Source organism: Priestia sp. JSM ZJ58, assembly GCF_044383985.1.
Taxonomy (GTDB): Bacteria; Bacillota; Bacilli; order Bacillales; family Bacillaceae_H; genus Priestia; species Priestia zanthoxyli.
In genome coordinates this window covers 2441597-2461352 of record NZ_JBISEM010000001.1, presented here as the reverse complement: position 1 = coordinate 2461352, position 19756 = coordinate 2441597, and the positions used below count along the sequence as shown (strand labels likewise).

19 protein-coding genes are annotated in these 19756 nt (G+C 38.6%); 14 read left to right on the top strand and 5 right to left on the bottom strand.

Annotated features, from left to right (window positions below):
- Window positions 1-35: 35 nt before the first annotated feature.
- A complete protein-coding gene (locus ACH6EI_RS13070; protein WP_028413408.1) occupies window positions 36-614 on the bottom strand; it encodes a DedA family protein in 579 nt (192 codons plus the stop codon).
- 164 nt (window positions 615-778) lie between these two features.
- Here ACH6EI_RS13070 and ACH6EI_RS13065 point away from each other — a divergent pair, with 164 nt between their 5' ends.
- Window positions 779-1987, top strand: a complete 1209-nt coding sequence (locus ACH6EI_RS13065) for a DNA polymerase IV (protein ID WP_047751006.1) — start codon at window positions 779-781, stop codon at window positions 1985-1987.
- Between the two features lie 156 nt (window positions 1988-2143).
- Window positions 2144-2563, top strand: a complete 420-nt coding sequence (locus ACH6EI_RS13060) for an organic hydroperoxide resistance protein (RefSeq protein WP_016764045.1) — start codon at window positions 2144-2146, stop codon at window positions 2561-2563.
- A 64-nt stretch (window positions 2564-2627) separates the two neighbouring features.
- On the opposite strand, the gene ACH6EI_RS13055 is transcribed toward ACH6EI_RS13060, so the two are convergent.
- A complete protein-coding gene (locus tag ACH6EI_RS13055) occupies window positions 2628-3077 on the bottom strand; it encodes a MarR family winged helix-turn-helix transcriptional regulator (RefSeq protein WP_014460175.1) in 450 nt (149 codons plus the stop codon).
- A 144-nt stretch (window positions 3078-3221) separates the two neighbouring features.
- Here ACH6EI_RS13055 and ACH6EI_RS13050 point away from each other — a divergent pair, with 144 nt between their 5' ends.
- The 4 genes from ACH6EI_RS13050 to ACH6EI_RS13035 all read left to right on the top strand — a co-directional run bounded on the left by ACH6EI_RS13050 (window position 3222) and on the right by ACH6EI_RS13035 (window position 5394).
- Window positions 3222-3431: a cold-inducible protein YdjO-related protein gene (locus ACH6EI_RS13050; RefSeq protein WP_014460174.1), complete on the top strand. Its 210-nt coding sequence runs from the start codon at window positions 3222-3224 to the stop codon at window positions 3429-3431.
- A gap of 290 nt (window positions 3432-3721) precedes the next feature.
- Complete coding sequence (locus ACH6EI_RS13045; RefSeq protein WP_108674711.1) at window positions 3722-4543, top strand: MBL fold metallo-hydrolase; 822 nt, start codon at window positions 3722-3724, stop codon at window positions 4541-4543.
- 165 nt (window positions 4544-4708) lie between these two features.
- Window positions 4709-4915, top strand: a complete 207-nt coding sequence (locus ACH6EI_RS13040; RefSeq protein ID WP_016764047.1) for a zinc ribbon domain-containing protein — start codon at window positions 4709-4711, stop codon at window positions 4913-4915.
- Between the two features lie 2 nt (window positions 4916-4917).
- Window positions 4918-5394 (top strand): GNAT family N-acetyltransferase, encoded by a 477-nt coding sequence (locus ACH6EI_RS13035; protein ID WP_108674712.1) that lies wholly within the window; start codon window positions 4918-4920, stop codon window positions 5392-5394.
- Between the two features lie 20 nt (window positions 5395-5414).
- Here the strand turns inward: ACH6EI_RS13035 and ACH6EI_RS13030 are convergent, their stop codons facing one another.
- On the bottom strand, window positions 5415-6452 hold the full coding sequence (locus ACH6EI_RS13030; protein ID WP_328102576.1) for a LysM peptidoglycan-binding and 3D domain-containing protein: 1038 nt from the start codon (window positions 6450-6452) through the stop codon (window positions 5415-5417).
- Window positions 6453-6753: 301 nt separating this feature from the next.
- On the opposite strand from ACH6EI_RS13030, the gene ACH6EI_RS13025 reads away from it, so the two are divergent.
- From ACH6EI_RS13025 to ACH6EI_RS13015, 3 genes are read left to right on the top strand one after another with little or no spacing between them, the layout of a single operon-like run.
- Window positions 6754-9288 (top strand): AAA domain-containing protein, encoded by a 2535-nt coding sequence (locus tag ACH6EI_RS13025; RefSeq protein WP_108674714.1) that lies wholly within the window; start codon window positions 6754-6756, stop codon window positions 9286-9288.
- Entirely contained in the window at window positions 9282-9989 is a 708-nt protein-coding gene (locus ACH6EI_RS13020; protein ID WP_308124273.1) for a cobalamin B12-binding domain-containing protein, read from the top strand. The genes ACH6EI_RS13025 and ACH6EI_RS13020 overlap by 7 nt, the downstream gene beginning before the upstream one ends.
- Complete coding sequence (locus ACH6EI_RS13015; protein WP_033578942.1) at window positions 9986-10606, top strand: hypothetical protein; 621 nt, start codon at window positions 9986-9988, stop codon at window positions 10604-10606. Before ACH6EI_RS13020 ends, ACH6EI_RS13015 begins: the two co-directional genes overlap by 4 nt.
- On the opposite strand, the gene ACH6EI_RS13010 is transcribed toward ACH6EI_RS13015, so the two are convergent.
- The gene (locus ACH6EI_RS13010; protein WP_028413400.1) at window positions 10603-14163 is read right to left on the bottom strand and encodes a CheR family methyltransferase; all 3561 of its coding nucleotides are present in this window, start codon (window positions 14161-14163) and stop codon (window positions 10603-10605) included. The two genes, ACH6EI_RS13015 and ACH6EI_RS13010, sit on opposite strands and share 4 nt — an antisense overlap.
- Window positions 14164-14614: 451 nt before the next feature.
- Between ACH6EI_RS13010 and proC the strand changes: the two genes are divergently transcribed.
- From proC to ACH6EI_RS12985, 5 genes are all read left to right on the top strand, one after another.
- Window positions 14615-15457, top strand: coding sequence for a pyrroline-5-carboxylate reductase (gene proC, locus ACH6EI_RS13005; RefSeq protein ID WP_028413399.1), 843 nt, complete (start codon window positions 14615-14617; stop codon window positions 15455-15457).
- Between the two features lie 86 nt (window positions 15458-15543).
- The gene (proB, locus tag ACH6EI_RS13000) at window positions 15544-16650 is read left to right on the top strand and encodes a glutamate 5-kinase (RefSeq protein WP_028413398.1); all 1107 of its coding nucleotides are present in this window, start codon (window positions 15544-15546) and stop codon (window positions 16648-16650) included.
- A 114-nt stretch (window positions 16651-16764) separates the two neighbouring features.
- Entirely contained in the window at window positions 16765-18027 is a 1263-nt protein-coding gene (locus tag ACH6EI_RS12995) for a glutamate-5-semialdehyde dehydrogenase (protein ID WP_028413397.1), read from the top strand.
- A gap of 358 nt (window positions 18028-18385) precedes the next feature.
- Window positions 18386-18583: a cold-shock protein gene (locus tag ACH6EI_RS12990; protein ID WP_013056990.1), complete on the top strand. Its 198-nt coding sequence runs from the start codon at window positions 18386-18388 to the stop codon at window positions 18581-18583.
- 38 nt (window positions 18584-18621) lie between these two features.
- A complete protein-coding gene (locus ACH6EI_RS12985; RefSeq protein ID WP_013056991.1) occupies window positions 18622-18984 on the top strand; it encodes a VOC family protein in 363 nt (120 codons plus the stop codon).
- A 22-nt stretch (window positions 18985-19006) separates the two neighbouring features.
- Here ACH6EI_RS12985 and ACH6EI_RS12980 read toward each other — a convergent pair whose 3' ends face one another.
- Entirely contained in the window at window positions 19007-19612 is a 606-nt protein-coding gene (locus ACH6EI_RS12980) for an RraA family protein (protein ID WP_034266024.1), read from the bottom strand.
- Window positions 19613-19756: the final 144 nt, after the last annotated feature.

Below are 19756 nucleotides of genomic sequence, written 5' to 3'. Positions count from 1 at the left end.
GCAGCAGTTTGTGAAAAAGAACTTTTTTACACAAACTACTGCTGTTTTTTTCGTATTTTTCTTCTTTGGACGGCATAGATAATCAAACTGATCGCACAAAAAGCTAAAGTGATCTCAATCACATCAGTATAAGAAGATGTCGTATTAAAAAAGGAACCGAAAATAAATAAAGCCAGCGTCCAAATGAAACCAAAAGAAAATGAGACTTTAATGTAATGACGATGATTCATTCCGCTTGCCCCGAGAAAAAAAGGCATCACATGTCGCATTCCTGGTAAAAAGTAGCTTGCGATGATGGCGTGAGATCCATATTCTTGAATTGTTCGCTCAACTTTCATGACATTCTTTTCCCATCGCGGGCGTTTTAATAGCGCAAGCGCCTGAGCTGAAAAAAGACTGGCTATCAAAAACTTGAGGTATAAGCTAAGCATCATGCCGCTGTAGGTAAGTATAAAAGCTGGAATATACTGAACGGATGGAGACGTAGCCTGGCTGCCTGCAAGCATAATATATACTGGGTCAGGAATAGGAGTAAGGTTGGCTCCGACTAAAATGATAAAAAAGAAATATCCGTAGCCTAATTGGTTAATGGCTCCGATAAGCTGATCAATCACGTTTTCTTCCTCCTTTCTTCATTAGAATACGAGAGAGTGACACACAGTGTTCGCTCAAAATAAAAATAAAGTATAGGTACGCACAACTTAGGAAAAAAGAGTTATAATAAATAAGAATGTACGTTCTTCTTTCGGGGATTAATTATACAGAAAGAGGTGATAGTATGAAAATGATGTACCCTAAAAACGGCAAAGTTATTCTTCATATTGATGCTAATGCTTTTTATGCATCTGTTGAAACCGCACATGATCATACGCTCAAAGATAAGCCTCTTGCTATTGCTGGCAATCCAAAAGAACGAAGAGGAATTGTTGTAACCTGTAACTATATTGCTCGTAAACGCGGAGTGTATGCGCCTATGCCTCTTTGGGAAGCGAAAAGAAAATGCCCCGAGCTGGTTGTTATAAAGCCTAATTTTCCATTATATCGCCAAGTGTCCAAAAACATGTTTGATTATTTAGTAACCATTTCACCTCTTTTAGAGCCCGCTTCAATTGATGAAGGCTATTTGGATATTACAAACTGTGCTGAATTAGGCTCTCCTCTTGACATAGCAAAGTCCATTCAGCAGCATTTAATACAGACGCTGCAAATTCCTGTGTCAATTGGAATCGCACCGAATAAATTTTTAGCCAAAACTGCAAGTGATATGCAAAAACCTTTAGGAATTACCGTTCTTCGAAAAAGAGATGTCCAGACAGTTCTTTGGCCAAAAGCCGTAGAGGAAATGCACGGAATCGGTAAGAAGACAGCTGAAAAGCTAAATGCGATTAAGGTGGTGACGATCGGTGATCTAGCAAATGCCGCTCCCGGTCTTCTTAAACAAACTCTCGGAGTAAAAGGAGAAGTTATGAGAGACCGAGCGTGGGGCCAAGATGATCGACAGGTGAACCCTGATCGCCAATCACAGTTTAAATCAATTGGAAACTCTACGACGCTATCTCAAAATGCAGTAGATGAACATGAAGTTCTGCCTATTTTAAATAAACTATCGCACTCAGTGAGTTCTCGTATGAAAGCGAAAAAAGTTGTAAGCAAAACGATTCAGTTAACGATACGATATAGTGATTTTAAAACCATTACTCGAAGCCAAACTATTTCTAAAGCAATTAGCGAGCCAAACGATCTTTTTCATTACAGTGCGGTATTATTTCAAAAGCATTGGAACGGAGAACCGATTCGTTTATTGGGCGTAGCTGCTCTTCAAGTGAGTCACCAACTCCAAGAAGAAGAACAGTTGGATTTGTTTACATACGGAGAACAAGCAAAAAAAGAGCCTTTATACAAAGCGGTCGAAAGTTTGCGTGAAAAATATGGAGATAACATTATTCAAAGCGGTTTAAAAAAACAAAGAGGAAAAGAAGAGAGGTAACTCTCTTTTTTTGTATAAAATAATAGGTTTACACTCATTATAGAAGGGGAAGTACATTACTATCACGGTAATCAAAGTGATTACAAAATGAATTTGATTGCGACTTTTTTAATTGTCTGCAATGAAATTACATAAAATAATCTATGAGGTGATCTTATGTCAGACGCACTATTTACATCTAAAGCAACAGCGGTTGGAGGCCGAGATGGTCGAGTTAAATCAGATGATGGTATTATTGATTTAACCCTTGTAAATCCTTCTCCAAATAACAAAAAAGAAGGAACAAATCCCGAGCAGCTGTTTGCAGCAGGATATTCTGCTTGTTTTGACGGCGCTTTAAATTTAATCGCTAAGAAACAAAAAAAAGACATTGATTCGTCTATTACTGCAGAAGTAAGTCTACTAAAAGACCACACTGATGATGGATTCAAAATTGGCGTGGTGTTAAACGCTCATATTAAAGGCGTTTCACAAGAAGTAGCTGAGAAGCTAGTAGAAGATGCACATCAATTCTGCCCGTATTCTAAAGCAACGCGCGGAAATGTTAACGTAACGTTAAATACAACGGTTGAGTAAATAAAAAAACGCTTGGATTTTTCTGAAATCCAGGCGTTTTTTTTTATGTGCAATTTTATATGGTCTATTTTTGATTGTACGTATGCAGTGATTGCAGTAACTCCTGCAGCGTTTCTTTCAGCTTTTCTAATTCTCCCTGTGACTTATTTGTCATGCTAAAAACTTCTTCTGGAATATGACAAGCTTTATCACGTAATTTTTTTCCTTTTTCGGTTAAACTAATAAAAACAACGCGTTCATCTTCATGAGAACGCTCACGAATCACTAATTCTTGATCCTGCATTCTTTTTAGCATAGGAGTAAGGGTTCCTGAATCCAAATACAGAAGTTCGCCCATTTTTTTCACGCTGAGTGTTTCATGTTCCCATAAAACAAGAAGGGCTAAATACTGCGGATAGGTTACTCCTAATTTATCGAGCAGCGGCTTGTACACCTTTGTAATTTCTCGAGACGTGGCGTAAATTGAGAAACAAAGCTGGTTTTCTAGCTGCAGCTGCTTATAAAGTTGTTCCATTCATGTTGCCTCCAGTCTATTGCTTTTTATTTAATTATACACAATTAAATAGTGGTGTCCAATAACGCTGGATGAAAAAGTGATCAAGCTGTAAATAAAAAATGGGAATTTTACATATACTAAGAAAAAAAGGGAGCTGTGCACATGTATTTTGCAAAAAAAGCCGTAGAAGAAGAAGTAGATCAAATGATGGATACGACTGTATATGCGTGTCAATCTGAATCATGTAATGGGTGGATGAGAGAAGATTTTGTTACGGTTGATTATAACTGTCCGATGTGCGGAACAGGAATGTCGCAGGAAGTACGCGAGCTGCCGAAAATTAAGTACGACCACCAATTTTATAATAAATAAAAAAGAAGCAGCTGCTTCTTTTTTATTTTTCACTAAAATTTCATTAAGCTGAGCTAGACTAAGAACCAACATATGATGAAGGTGAGGAATATCAGAATGAATCAAGGGAACTTTTTGAAAGGTTTATTTTGGGGAACCTTATTTAGTATTCCTATTTGGATTTCATTGTTTGGCTGGTTCCGCATTTTATCACATCTTGCATAGTTTCGTTTTATAAATCGTCATACGCGCCCTTATCTTTCTATTTCCGCTATAATAAGGGTGATAGAAAAAATAAGGAGCTGTTCTCTATGATTCAATACAAAACGGAGCAAATGACGGTTTTTGAAAGCGCGCTATTTCAAACAACATCTGCAGTGATTGAAACAAAAGACTGTGTGATTGTTGTTGATCCAACATGGCTTCCTCACGAAATTAATGAAATTAAACAGCATGTTCAAGAGATCTTAAATCATCGCAAGCTGTATGTATTTTTTACTCACGGAGATTTTGATCATGTCATTGGGTATGGCGCTTTCTTAGAATTAAATGCCATCTTTATCGGCAGCAAATTTTTAAAAAATCATCCGGACAAAGAAGAAAAGGTTCAAATGATTAAGCAGTTTGATCATGACTATTATATAAAAAGATCTCATGATATTATATTCCCGGAGCTGGATATTGTGGTAACCGAAAATGAACAGCACATTACCTTAGGTGAAACATCTATTACCTGTTATTTTGCAAAAGGTCATACAAACGATGGACTATTTATGATTGTCGATAATTCAATATGGATCGCAGGGGATTATTTATCGGACTTTGAATATCCGTACATATATGAAAGTGTAAACGATTACCGAGACACGCTTGCTACTGCGCGACACATTTTAGCTAAGCACCAAAATCTAACGCTAGTTCCCGGACACGGAAAAACGACACATCACCGAGCTGAAATTCAAAGACGAGTGGAGATGGCCAGCTCTTATTTAGATGAACTGCAAGCTGCAGTGAAAGAAGACAGTAAAGAAGCGCTCGATAAGCTAAACGATAAATTGGCATTTCCATCTGATTTCACGGCACAATGTCATCAGAAAAACGTTGAAATTATGAAAAGAGAATTGCTGTTATAGAAATCGAGTGTACAGTCATCCCGTTGATATTAAAAGTAAGAAACCGCATCTTCTGTTGGAGATGCGGTTTCTTACTTTCCTTTATTTATCAATTTAATGAAACTTTTTCCTTTTATATCCGTTTATATAAATAAGAAGTTATTTTATTTGTAAAGGAGTATGACAATGGGGAAAAACGGTTGTGTAAAATGCGGACATACAGAAGCAAAAACAAAAGAAATTGCTACAACGGGAACGGGGCTGTCTAGATACTTAGACGTTCAGCACAATCAATTTACTGTGGTATATTGCACGAGCTGCGGGTATTCAGAGCTATATAATAAATCATCTTCAAGAGGCAGCAATATTATTGACTTATTTTTTGGAGGATGAAAATGAGTATCGACCTTATTGAAATTGATAAAGACCGGTACGCTTCCTATTTAAACCTGCTATTAATAGGGGATGAAGACGAAAAAGTAGTGAAGTCGTATATAAATGAAGGTTCCTTATTTACCATTGTGTATGAAAAGAAGGAGATAGGAGTTGTGCAGTGCCTCACCGATGAAGAGGAATCGGCAGTAGAAGTAAAGAATATCGGTTTAAAAGAAGCATACAGAGGAAAAGGAATCGGCAGCAAAGTCATTAAAAAGTTAGAAGTACTGTATGAACGTAACCAATATTCTAAAATGATTGTAGGAACAGCGGACTCCAGTCTTGAAAACATAGCATTTTATAAAAAGGCAGGCTTTTATCAAAGCGGTGTCAAAAAGAATTTCTTTTTGCAGTACGTTCCACCGATTTACGAGAATGGCCTGCAAGCTATAGATATGATTATGTTTGAAAAAAAATTAAAAAGCAGCAGCGACTAACACGCTTCTGCTTTTAGTGATTAATCTAAAATTTGAAGTTTTACCGTTTTGCGTCCCCAATTTAAAGCTGAGCTCTGAGATGCCATAAATAAATCAACGCGAGTACCTTTAATGGCACCGCCAGTATCTCCAGCAATTGCTTCTCCGTAACCTTCTACGTATACGCGAGAACCTAATGGAATCACGCGAGGATCAACAGCAATTACTTTTCGATTAGGATTTGACCTTAAGTCGATGCCTGTAGCAGTGATTCCGCTGCAGCCCGCACAGTAAGCAGTATAAGCTGTTGCTTCAACCGTAATCTCTTTCGAAACCGACTTACTTTCTTGCGCTGGAGCAGGTGCCGGTGTTGAAGTCGACGGTGCTGAAGTTGACGGTCTTGAAGGAGCAGCAGGTGATGGCGTTGATGGTTTCGCCTGAGCTGCAGCTTGTCCGCCTACTTGTAGCACTTGATTAATGTAAATCGTATTAGACGATAAGTTATTCCACTGTTTTAATTGAGAAATTGAAATACCGTGTCGCTGTGCTACGCTCCACATTGTATCTCCAGGCTGAACTTTGTAACTTTTACTGTTGCTAGGAGCCGGGGATGCTTGCGTTTCGTTTGTTTTTTCTTGTACAGGTGCTGAAGTTGATGATGAAACAGTTCCTGTTCCGTTTATTTTTAATACTTGATTCACATAAATTAAATGACTAGATAAGTTATTCCACTCTTTTAGCTGCTGTACAGAAGTACCGTTGTTTTTAGCGATACGATAAAGCGTGTCACCTGATTTTACTGTATATGTATGATTTGAAGATGTTGTAGTTGGAGTTGAACTAGATGAAGAGTCAGTAGATGTAGATCCAATTTGTAATGTTTGGTTTGCATAAATTAATGTCGAAGAAAGACCATTCCACTTTTTTAAGTCCTCAACTGTTACATTATGCTGCTGTGAGATGCTGAATAACGTTTCTCCAGCTTTTACTTTATGCGTGTCTGTGTCAGCTGATGCTGCGTCTGCAATTCCAATTGATACTAAAGCTGTAGCCCCTAATGTAAAAATGTGTTTTTTCATCTAATAATTCTCCTTTATTTCCAATAGTTGTCTCTTATTCTATCAGCAATATGTAACAAACTCATGACAAAATGGTAGGTTTTATATTACAAGTTTGTAACAATACGTCTAAAAATATAGAAAAAACGCAGTTTTTTTACGATTATGATGAAAAAAGTCCTAATTTGTCTGGAGAGATAGACTAGTAAAAAAGGTGTTCTCCTTTTATAAAAATGAAGAGGAAAGAAGCTATGCTATATTCAAATGACATGATAGAATAGACAAGTTAGAAATGAACGGATAAAAAGGGAGTTAGACATCTATGGAAAAACGCTCTATCTCTTCATATTTAAAAGCATGGGTGCGCGCACTTTCAATTGAGATTAATTATATGAAGAAACACGGCGGAGAAAAGTATACGGTAGGAAAAGGAGAGTACTTAGGGCAGCAGGGAGATGCGTATCTTTACCGGTTTGAACGCACAGCCGATTTATACCTTTTTGATGGAGCTCAGGTACGCCTTGTCCACCAGCATAAAGAAAGTAAAGGAGAAGTTATCGGAACGGAAGGATTTGATTTGTACCTTAAAATAGATGCGTTTATTGGACAAGAAGTAGACGAACTCGATATATATAACGAACCATGGGAATTATTGCAGGCGCTCATTGATAGACTGACGGAAGCAAAAGACTACAAGCAAAAAATAGTAAGAATCAAACGTCTTATGAGAGGCGATAGTCCTGTTCGTCATAAAGAGTATACGTCTAAGAACGCTCTTCATGAAGTGTTGCTGCGAGCGCGTTATAACCGTACTACTTATATTTGGGGGCCTCCTGGAACAGGGAAAACATATACGCTGTCCAAAATCGCGGCAAGCTATTACCGGAAATCAAAGCGTGTCCTTTTATTATCTCACAGTAATGCAGCGGTGGACGGTTTGCTGCAAGAAACTGCACGTCAGTTAAAAAAGAAAGAAGCTTGGAAAAAAGGAAAACTCATTCGATACGGAGCAACAAAAAGCAGCGGCTTAGAAAATATAAAAGTAGAAGAAGTCATTGGAGAAGATGATCCGGATTTAGCTCAGGAGATGCTTGATTTGCAAGAAGAACGAGTCTACTTAAGCAGATATCCCAATAGAGCTCACCAGCTTCAGCAAGTTAACAAAAAGCTAAACGCCCTTCGTAACAAGTGGATTGAAGCGGAGAAAAATGTTTTTGATCAAGCGTATATTGTAGGCACTACTTTATCAAAAGCGGCTATTGACCGATTATTTTATCAAAGTGAATTTGATATGGTTGTGGTAGACGAAATTAGTATGGCATATGCACCGCAAATTGCTTTTGCAGCTACGTTAGGAAAACGAATTGTCGTATGCGGCGATTTTAAACAGCTTCCCCCGGTATCTCAATCTTCTCATGCTGAAGTGAAGAAGTGGCTGCAGCGAGATTTATTTGAGCAGACGGGTCTTGTAGAGCAAGTAGAAAGCGGTGAGATCCACCCGCATCTTTTTATGTTGAAAAAGCAAAGAAGAATGCATAAAGATATCTCAGCTTTTACAAATCGCTATATTTACAGCAATCGAGTAGGGGATCATCCATCTGTCACAACAAGTCGAGAAGTAGTAGCAAGCAGCCGGCCGTTTTCTCATGAAGCAGCGCTTATGCTTAACATTGGTCAGTTGCACTCTTCCGCTATGCGAGATGTCGCTTCCGGCTCACGATACAATGTGATAACAGCTGTTTTGGCGGTAAGTTTGATGCTGCAGGCACGCAAAGCTTCTTCGGCTACTATTGGCTATGTGACTCCTTATAAGTCTCAAGCTAAATTAATCAATGCATTTCTTCAAGATATTGAACCAGCCAGCGGTATAATCGCAGCAACCGTACACAAATTTCAAGGCGCGGAACGAGATATCATGATTTTTGATACGGTCGATACAAAGCCGCAGTCAAAACCAGGTTTACTTTTAACAAATGAAAATAGCGACCGATTGGTAAATGTAGCGGTGACGCGTTCAAAAGGAAAATTTATGATGTTTTCAGACGGGTCGTTTGTTCAGCAGCGTGTACCAAAGGAGCGAGCATTATGGAAGTTGGTCAACCACTTTAACGAAAATCAAAAAGTATACCAACCTCAGCAATTTTTAAAAGAAGTCATTCAGCATCGGAAATTGATTTGGTACCATCCATCGAACAGCAGTCAGTTAAAAAAAGACTTATATCAAGCTCGGCAGCAGATTTTATTGTGTATTCCTTATGCTTCTCTTGTCCCTCAAGAAATATGGGGTATGTTACATTCATTTAAAGGTGAAGTGACCGTTCTTACTCGTGAACCAAAAGAAGTTCGAATTGACGGCGCTCATGTCATTTCATCTGCTGTTCCGATGTCACTGCTTATCATTGATGAATCCACTATATGGATCAATATGCCTTACGGCGGAAAAACAGAAGCGTTTATGGCAGCTAGAATTGAGTCAAAGCTAGGCGCTAAACAGCTTCTTCGGTCAATTGACTTTACCGAAGATAAAACAAGAAATCAAGAAACAAAAATGTATATAGAAACAAATAAACCACAATATTCTTTGAGTAATTATCTTCGCAGCTGGGATCGCTGTGAATCTTGTAAGCATATGCGAGAAGTAGAGGTAACAAAAAAAGGAAAAGTAAGGTTTATTTGCTATTATTGCGGGAAAACAAGTGGGGCAACACGTTTATTAGTGGAAAAATATTTAAACTACGTACATGCTGTATGTAGAGCATGCAAGCAGCCGATGAACGTAGAGTATGATGAAAATAAAGGCGTCTACGCATGTTGTCCATCGTGCAAAAAAGAAGTTTTGCCTAGAGATCTATTGTAACTTTAGGAAAAGGGCGTGATCTTATCGTTTACTCTCGTAGTGTAGCGGCTTTAGCTGATTGTTTGCTAGAAGGAGACGTTCAAAAAAGCTGGTTGCTCATTGCTATATATATAGAAGAAGGCCATTCTTCAACTGACGTATATACGTTTCTGACAGAAGCGATGTATGAGGTAGGGAAAAGGTGGCAAGAAAATAAAATTTCAGTCGCGGACGAGCATTTGGCTACTGCAGCCTGTGACTATGTGTTAACTCGCTTTCAGCTATCACAGCATCAATTGCTTCAGCGTAATCGAGCACTTCTTTTTTGTATTGAAGGAGAAGAGCATTACTTAGGCATTAAAATGATTGCAGGACTTATGAGCGAACACGGATGGGAAGTTAAAAACTTAGGAGCAAACTTGCCGCTGCCGTTCGCTCTAAAAAGCATTGAAAGATGGGATCCTGATGTAGTATGTTTGTCCGTCTCACAAGTGCATTTGCTGCCTGATTTACAAAAATACATTGCTGAGATTGAAAGCATGTCGCAAAGTCCTCTTGTATTAGTGGGCAGCAGGCTTCTCAGCACGCATGATTTATCGGCTTCAGGATCTTCAAAAACTATATTCATTAATCATATTCAAGCTTTTAAAGACTGGCTTCTAATCAACAATAAAGAAAGTTCGACGCAAGATAAAATGTTAGTAATGGGGGAAGAAATATGATCAGTTTGCCGATTCAACACATTCCGGTTCCAATGTTTTTACTCAATAAAGACAACGAAATAATTGAATTTACACCAAGCGTCACGAAAAATTTCCCGCCTGTTCAGAACTTTTTAGATCTAGTTGATGAAGACAGCCAAGAAAAAGTAAAAAGAGCACTCCAGGGAAAGGAAGAAGTGCAAATCGAAGTAAATATGCGCACGTTTTCCAACCCGGTTGCTCTTTTTGATTTTCATTTTAAGCCTGAAGCGTACCATTCGCTGCATGCTGTTTTCTGCTATCCTATTCATGAGCATATGATGAGTGTTCAATCAACCCTTCAACAGTTTCGCTCTATACTTATGCAAGACTCACCACAAGTGAACCAAGGTTTTTCGGTCAGAGAAACAGATGTAGAAACGGCGAAAAAAATGCAGCTAGTTGATCTTCAGCGTCATTTTCGAGAAATGAAAACAAATGTGCTAACCATTCAAGACCTCCTAAGTATTATCCGCTCCGACGTAATTGAAGCAGGAAAAGGAGAGTATATTGAATTGGTCTCTACACATTTGTTTGACATTCAAGATTTAATTAATCAGGAGCTTGACTGCTTAAGACAGAAGAACAAAGTACATTAAGAAAGCGGCAATCGGATTTCTACCGTTGTTCCTTTGCCTTCTTCACTATCATACGAAATGCTTCCTTTATGATTACTAATGATTTTATGACTCACCATCAATCCTAATCCTGTTCCTTTTTCTTTTGTTGTATAGAAAGGCTCGCCAATTCGTGTTAATCGATCTTTCGGCATGCCTTTTCCTTCATCTATCACTTGGACGACTACTTGATTTGTATCTGGATCAAATTTAGATACCACTAGAATAGACCCGGGGTCATCCATCGCTTCAATAGAATTTTTCACCATGTTGATAAATACTTGTTTCATATCTTTTTCAATACAATGAACAACAGGTAATTTTTCTTCAAAATCCGTTGAAATAGTAATGTTTTTAAGAATGGCCTGTGTATGCAGCAGTGTACATACGTCTTGAAGAATTAAATTTATCTGCTTATTTTCATATTTTACGACTTCGGGTTTGGCTAGAATGAGCAGTTCGCTAATAATCAGCTCTAAGCGGTTAAACTCGGACATCATGACATCCATATATTCTTTTTTATACGTTTCTTCTTGCATCATAAGCTGTAAAAAGCCCTTTAATGATGTAAGAGGGTTTCGTATTTCATGGGCAATGCCGGCAGCCAGCTGTCCAAGTGCTGACAGCATCTCTGAATTTTTGAGCATCATTTCCGACTGTTTGCGCTGTGAAATGTCTTCACTTAAACCAATGTAATGGATGATTTCATCTTGATCATTTTTAACAGGCATTAAGGCTAACTGTTCCCAAACGGTTTCTCCGTCTTCTTGAACGTAGGAAATTTCTCCGTTCCATTTTTCTCCTCTGTATACTTCATTCCAAATTTTAGGGAATCTTTTAACGCCTAGCTTTTTTGTATATAAGTCGTAGAGGTGCAGCCCAAATACTTCTTGCGGCGCATGCTTTTGCTCCATGAATTTTTGATTAATGTACTTAATTTTACCTTGATGATCGGTAATAAAAATGCCCGTAGGACTGTGAGCTACTGCAAATGATGTAATAGCCAATTCTTCATTTGAACGTTTAATTTCTGTAATATTAATAAACGTAATAACTACACCGTTAATTAAATTCTCATTCGTACGATAAGGCATCATTTTCATGCTATACCATTGGTTATCGTAGCTTTGAATTTCTTTTTGAAGGGTGTTATTTGTTCTTAAAACGTGCATTGCGTCCTCAATTAGATGGTCATATCTAAAGTTATGCGAAATATGAAAGAAAGGTCTTCCGATATCTTGATGAAGAACGTTGATTACTGTTTTCGTTTCCGGCGTAAATAATTTAATATTCAGCTGCTCGTCTAAAAAGATGGTAGCAATAGTTGTACTGATTAATAAATTATCAATATCGTTGTTTAAGTCCGTTAATTCTTCAATCTTTCGCTCGTACTGGTTGTTAACACTAATTAACTCTTCATTAACAGACTGCAATTCCTCATTTGTGGACTGCAGCTCTTCGTTGGAAGCAATCAGTTCTTCGTTCGTGGACTTTAGCTCCTCATTTGCTGTTTCTAGCTCTTCAATCGTCGTTTGCAAATGCTGCTGCGTGTAATGAAGCTCTTGCTCTAAATCTACTACAAGCTCACTAATAGAGCTTGTTTGATTAAGAAACATGGGCTCTTCCTTATCAATAATGGCACTATCTGTCTGTTCATCAAACATAAGTAAGTAAAGAGAGTGATTTGTTGGAAGGGCAGATATCGTAATATTAAAACGGCGCTGCACGTTGTTTATGACAAATTCAATGTGCTGACAGCATACGCTCATACCTTGCTCTTTTACGCGTTTAATAGCTGCTCCAATGGCTAAAGAGACGTGAACGGGAACCATTTTGAAAATGGTATAATTAATCTTCCCCACAGGAACGTTAATAAGCTGAGTCGCTTCTTTTGAACAAAATATCACTTCGTTGTATTCATTTAATACAAGACAAGGGCTCATAAAATGATCAATCATTGACTGATACATCTCATCCAATTTAAGCGAAGGAAGAGGCTTATAAAGTTGACTTGGCAGCGGTACGCTAGAAAAATCACCTTCATGCAAGCTGGATTTTGAAAGATTAAAAGCTCCTGTAATTTGTCGGCTGGGCTGCCCCGAACGTTTAAATATTTTCCACTTACTGTTGATAGGGCGGAACAAATCAGACAAATTTCCCGTTGTTTCACTAGGGCCTAAAAAAAGTACGCCTTCTTCTGTCAAAGAAAAATGAAAAAGAGACAGAATGCGCTGCTGCAGTTCAGCTTGGAAGTAAATCATCATATTTCGACAGCTGATTAAATCAACGTTTACAAAAGGCGAGTCTTTTCCTATATTATGCGGGGCAAAAACAATCATTTTACGGATTGTTTTTTTAACTTGATAACCACCGTGTTTTGTTTGCTCAAAATATTCATTAATCTGAGCTGCTGAGAAGGAATGAACTTCCGCTTCTTCATAAATGCCTTGACTCGCTCTTTTGATTGCATGACGATCGATGTCCGTAGCAAAGATTCGGACATCGAAATAACGGTTGATTGTTGATAAATAGTCATGAAGCAAAATAGCTAATGTATATGCTTCTTGACCAGTAGAACAACCTGCTACCCAGATGCGGATTTCATCTTCTTGGCTATGAATCTTTCTTTCAACTAATTGAGGGATGACTTGTTCTTCAATAATAGAGAATGCTTCTTTATCTCTAAGAAATTGCGTCACTCCAATCAGCAGGTCTCGCTGCAGTTCGACGATTTCTTCGGCTTCCTTACATAAATAGTCCCGGTACTCTTCCATCGTTTGAGAGGGCGGATCGAGTAAAGCCATTCTTTTTTCAAGTCGTCGCAGCACCGTGTTTTTTTTGTACATAGAGAAGTCGATGCCTGTTTTCTTCTTTATTAATGAATAAATGTATTGCAGCGTTTCTTCATTATATGTAAATTCAGTTTGGCTGACATGCGTTTGCACAAGGTCAGGCATATCAGCAGGAGAAAGAATATAATCAGCAAGGTGTGCATCAATAGCGCTTAGGGGCATATCTCTGTACTTTGCTGTGCTTTCATCTTGTACAAGTACAGTTCCGCCATACTCTCTTATCGTTTTTGCTCCTCCTGTTCCATCATTTCCTTTTCCCGATAAAATAATGGCTGTGCACCGGTGTTTTTTTGCAGCGGCCAGAGAATGAAAAAAGGCGTCAATCGGATACTTTACCTGATCATTTTCTTCATAAGGACGAAGGCGAAGAGTATGATCCACAACGGTCACATAATGATGGGGAGGATTTAAATAAATTGTGTCTTCTTGTAAAGTCATCCCGTCTTGTGTCAGTTTGATATTCATTCCTGTTTTTTTTGCTAAAAGTTCGGGCATAAAACTTTTATATTTAGAGGAAAGGTGCTGTACAATAATAAACGCCATTCCATTTGGTGAAGGCATATTAGCGAAAAACTGCTCAATAGCTTCTAACCCTCCGGCAGAAGCGCCAATTCCCACAACGTGTAAATCCTGTTTCTCTATTCCTTCTGAAGACGATGGAACTGTAGAAAACGAGTTGTTCTTCATAATAGAACCTCCAATAATGTTTCGACACTTCCTAGATTGTATGTCGTTTTGTTTATTTTAATGTCGACAGCACAGCGTGGTTTACATCAAAAGTAAATTTTTCAAAAAAAACCAAGATGCTGGTACATAGGTTCATTTTAGCAAACCTATTATATTGTTCAAATAACGTTTTCAAAATTCCTCTATTTTTCGCAAAAAAATTTTAAAGTCCAAACTATATAGTATGCCCCGATTTTCCTTATATAAACGTATTTTTATAAAAAAAATCGTTTTTTTTTGCAGAAAAAAATATTTAAAAAAGTTTTGTTTACGCTTACATGCGCATAAGGTTATACGCTCAAGGAGGAAAAAACCGGTTAAATTCAACTTGACACTCTTTTTCAGCATGTTACTATAGGAACCGTTGAAAGAAACGAGAACAAAAATACGAACAAATGACAGGGGAGATTTGATGGATCAAAAACAAAAAGTTGCTTTTTTAGGTGCTGGATCAATGGCAGAAGCGATGATTTCTGGTATGGTCAATGCAAAGAAATTACCTGCTGAAAATATTATCGTAACAAATCGCAGCAATGATGCGCGACTGCACGAACTTGAAAATAGATATGGTATCAAAGCAGTAAAGCGCAGCGAGCTGAAAACAGATGACATTGACGTTTTTATTCTAGCGATGAAGCCAAAAGGCGCTGAAGAGGCATTAAACGAATTAAAGCCTCAAATCAACAAAGACCAGCTTGTCCTATCTGTTCTTGCAGGGATTTCATCTTCTTACATGGAAGAGTTATTGCATGATGAACAGCAGGTCATTCGAGTGATGCCGAATACATCAAGTATGATTCAGCAATCAGCAACGGCTATATCTCCAGGTCAATATGCTGCAATGGATGCTGTGCTAACAGCAAAAGAGCTGCTTTCTGCAATCGGAAAAGTGTACGTGATTGATGAGCCTCAAATGGACATTTTCACAGGAATTGCCGGAAGTGGACCCGCTTATTTTTATTTCCTTATGGAGCATATCGAAAAAGCAGCTAAAGAAGAAGGTCTCGATCCTGAGCTAGCACGTGAAATTGGCGCCCAAACCATTTACGGTGCAGCAAGAATGATGATGGAAAGAGATGAAACGCCGACGGAGCTTCGTGAAAATGTGACGTCTCCAAACGGTACAACAGCAGCTGGTTTAGACGCCTTAGCTAAACACGGCGGCGGAGAAGCAATGATGCAAGCAGTCAAAGGAGCATCAAAGCGTTCAAAAGAAATGAGTGCTCAACTACAAAAAGTGGCAAGTACTAATTAATTCGTCACTTATCTTCTTCGTGAATTCCTCACCACAAAAAATAATCATAAACAAGAAAACATACAGAACACACTAGGAGTGATTTGATGAGTCCCGACAATAAGAAGCGGGTTGTAATTAAAATTGGAAGTAGTTCATTAACAAGTTCACACGGTGAAATCAGCAGACGGAAGCTCGAGCGCCTTGTGGATCAAGTCGTAGACTTAAAAGACAGCGGTCATGAAGTGCTATTGGTTTCATCAGGAGCTGTAGCTGCAGGATACCGCAAGCTTGGCTGCTTAGAGCGACCTAGCTCTTTACCTGAAAAACAAGCAGCTGCCTCAATTGGTCAAGGACTGTTAATGGAGGCTTATTCAGAACTGTTTCTATCACATGGATACGTTGCTTCTCAAATCTTAATTACGAGAGACGATTTTTCAGACGAAAATCGTTACAACAATGCACGAAATACAATTAATGTGCTGTTAGAACGTGGTATCGTACCAATTGTCAATGAAAACGACACGGTAACCATCAATCGATTAAAATTTGGCGACAATGATACACTTTCAGCTAAAGTTGCTGGACTAGTGGATTCCGACCTGCTTATTATTTTATCGGATATCGATGGCTTATACAGCGCAGACCCTCGTCAGGATCCAAATGCAAAATTAGTTCCTCATGTAGGGGAAATCACGCAAGACATCGAAGAATCTGCAGGAGATTCAGGAAGTTCAGTTGGAACAGGCGGTATGCGCTCGAAAATTGACGCGTTCAAAATCGCTATGGCGTCAGGAATTCCAGCATTTTTAGGAAGAGCTGGCGTGCCAAACATTTTAACACAAGCGGTTGACGGGGATGCAACAGGAACGTATTTTGAATCTGAAGATGATTCTGCGAACCTTAATCAGAAAAAGCAGTGGATTGCGTTTAACTCTGGTCCTGAAGGGGAAATAGTAGTCGAAGATGCCGCGAAACGTGCAATTATTGAAGATAAAGAGCCTTTACTTCGCGAGCATGTTAAATATATTAAAGGCCACTTTAGTGAACGAGCAGTTGTACGTATTCTAGATAAAGATGACAATGAGCTGGCTCTTGGCGTGACAAATTATTCATCTGATGAACTTGCACTGAATGAGCCAATTGATCAACCGATTGTTGACAGCGAAGGTCTAGTGTGTCACTTGGAAATTCCAGTACCGGTCGGTTTGTAAGCAAACATGCTGTAAAGAAAAGGAGCCCTTCCTTTTCTTTGCATGATTGCATTTACCTCTTATGCCTCACACTTTAAAATCAAACAAAACTAAAACGAATCCAGGAGTGATTTGGTGTTACAAACAAATGAAACGTATTCAGTAGAAGAACAAGCTATTTCAGCAAAAAAAGCAGCTAAGCAATTAAGTTTACTAACAACAAAGCAAAAGAACGATGCGCTGTTAACGATTGCTTCTACACTTGAAAGCAACACGGAGTATATTTTAAAAGCAAATGAAGTAGACTTAAAAAACGGGAAAGAAAAAGGTTTTGACGAAGCGCTTATGGACCGCCTTGCTCTTTCAGCGGAACGTGTAAAAGAATTTGCAAACGGCCTTCGTGAAGTTGCTGAGCTAGATGATCCAACAGGCGATATTTTATCAAGCTGGACATTGGATAACGGTCTAGATGTAAAGCAAGTACGGGTGCCTCTTGGCGTGATCGGAATGATTTATGAAGCACGTCCAAACGTAACGGTAGATGCAACAGGGCTAGCGTTGAAATCTGGAAATGCTATTGTGTTAAAAGGCGGATCTTCAGCTATTTCATCTAACCAAGCTATCGTGGACATTATTCATAAAGCTCTTGATGAAACGCCAATTCCTAAAGAAGCGGTACAGTTTATTTCAAGTACAGATCGTGCGGCTACGCAAGAATTATTTACAATGAAAGAGCATATTGACGTGCTGATTCCGCGCGGAGGGGCTTCATTGATTCAAGCGGTCGTCAATAACGCAACCGTTCCCGTGTTAGAAACGGGAGTCGGAAACTGCCATATTTACATCGATGAAAAAGCTGACGTTAAGAAGGCCATTCCGATTTTAATTAATGCAAAAACAGATCGACCAGCGGTGTGTAACGCAGCAGAAACGGTTCTTGTACACAAAAACTGGCTCGATTCTCATAAAGATGAATTGATTCAAGCATTCAACGATCATAGTATTGAAGTATATGGTGACAAAGCGACAGTAGGTGAAATTCCTGGAGCAAAACCAGCGGCTGAAAAAGACTGGGCTGAAGAGTATTTACGCTTAGCAATTGCGATGAAAGTAGTAGAGAGTGTGGATGAAGCGATTGACCATATCGAAACATATGGAACAAAACACTCCGAAGCCATCATTTCAGAAGATGAACAAGCCGTTTCACGCTTTATGTCATTAGTTGATGCAGCCGCACTGTATCATAATGCATCTACGCGCTTTACTGACGGAGGAGCTTTAGGATTTGGAGCTGAAATTGGGATTTCAACTCAAAAGCTTCATGCACGTGGTCCAATGGGACTTCCTGCACTTACGACAATTAAATATATTATGAGTGGAAACGGACAAACTCGATAAGAAATCAAAAGCGAGCCTAATCATGTGCTCGCTTTTTTTTTATGAAAAGCAACACAAGTAAATGGAAGCTGATTTGTAAAAAATTATAAACTCTGTTATAATAGTAAAATATATAATTTTTGTGATCTTCATTTTTGTTCTTTTCAGACTATCCCGTTGTTTTAAGAAAAGCAACTGCTATCTGCTTTGTTATAACTTCATTTTTATTTTAGTCTTTCAAGACGCCGTATTATTCCTCAAAGATTGATTTACGGATGTATAGTATCACTTTATCTTGCACCATTTACCGCATTTACACGCTAAGTTAATCTTCATTTATTATCCACTTAAAAAGTACTGTTTAAAGGAGACGATGTGTATGTATAATCGTAAAAATTTAGAGCCGGCTGTTATTGAAGAAACAAAAGTTTGGGAATGTACATCAGATACGTGTAATTGTTGGGTTCGAGATAACTTTAAAAGCGGAGATCAGCCAACTTGTCCAATTTGCAAAAGCGAAATGAAGCAAGCTGTAAAAGAGCTGCAGGTTATTCACAATCCTAGAGTCATTGATTAATAACTTTTAGGAAGACGTTTTTTGAAAGGGGTTTGTGGATGTTTCTGGGAATTGATCATGTTCAGCTTCTTGGTCCAGAAGGATGCGAGCAAGAAGCAAGAAATTTTTATGAAAATCTTTTAGGAATGAAAACTGTTCTTAAGCCGGAAAATTTAAGGCACAGAGGCGGCATATGGTTTCAATGTGGGACTCAAGAAGTGCATATCAGTATTCAAGATGACTACATACCTGCTAAAAAAGCGCATCCAGCTTTTGTCGTGGAAGATATCAAGACGCTTAGACGTAAATTGGCACATTCGGGCTGCGTTCTTTCTGAAGAAGAGCCTATTGCAGGGAGAGAGCGTTTTTTTGTCCATGACCCGTTTGGAAATCGATTAGAATTTTTACAATATGACAAATAAAAGACCTCCAAGCGGAGGTCTTTTATTTTAGGGCTTTATCTAAATAGGTATATACCGTTTCTTTGCTAATTAATACTTCGTTCTCTCGGTCTTTATCTTTTTGCCATTTTTCTCGCGCTTTTGCTAATACTTCTTCGGCTTGCTCCTTGGGAATGACAATCACTCCACCGTCATCACCTGCAATAAAGTCCCCAGGACGGATTTTTACGCCCCCGCAGGAAATGATCTCGTTTACCTTTCCTTTCTCTTTTTTGCTGCTTGCTGCGATTGTAGAGCCCTTACAAAATACGGGGAAATCGAGCTTTTCGATGTCTTCTTGATCTCGTATAACCCCATCTAGTACAATACCGCTTATTCCAACAAGCTTCGCCATGGCTACTACGAAATCTCCTGCTAAGGCACGGTTACAGTAGCTTTTACCATCAATAACGAGCACACTTCCCGGCTCCGCTAGTCGAATCGCTTCAAGCACTGAGTAATTATTGCCAGCAGGCGTATCTACGGTAAGAGCCGGCCCGAATAGTTTGTAATGACGCTGTAATGGCTTAATAGAAAAGTCTAAGTGGTTGGCACCTTCCATTGCATCTGATAAATTTGCTGTTGATAATGGGAGCTGTTCATTCAACATCATATCTCTCCTTTGTAACTTTAGTTTATCTATACATATTCATATAAGAGAAAGCTCTTATTTATGAAAGGGGGAGTAGATAACATTTGACTACGAATCGACTACAAACGTGGAATATTAAAGGTGTTCAGAACCATTTTTCGA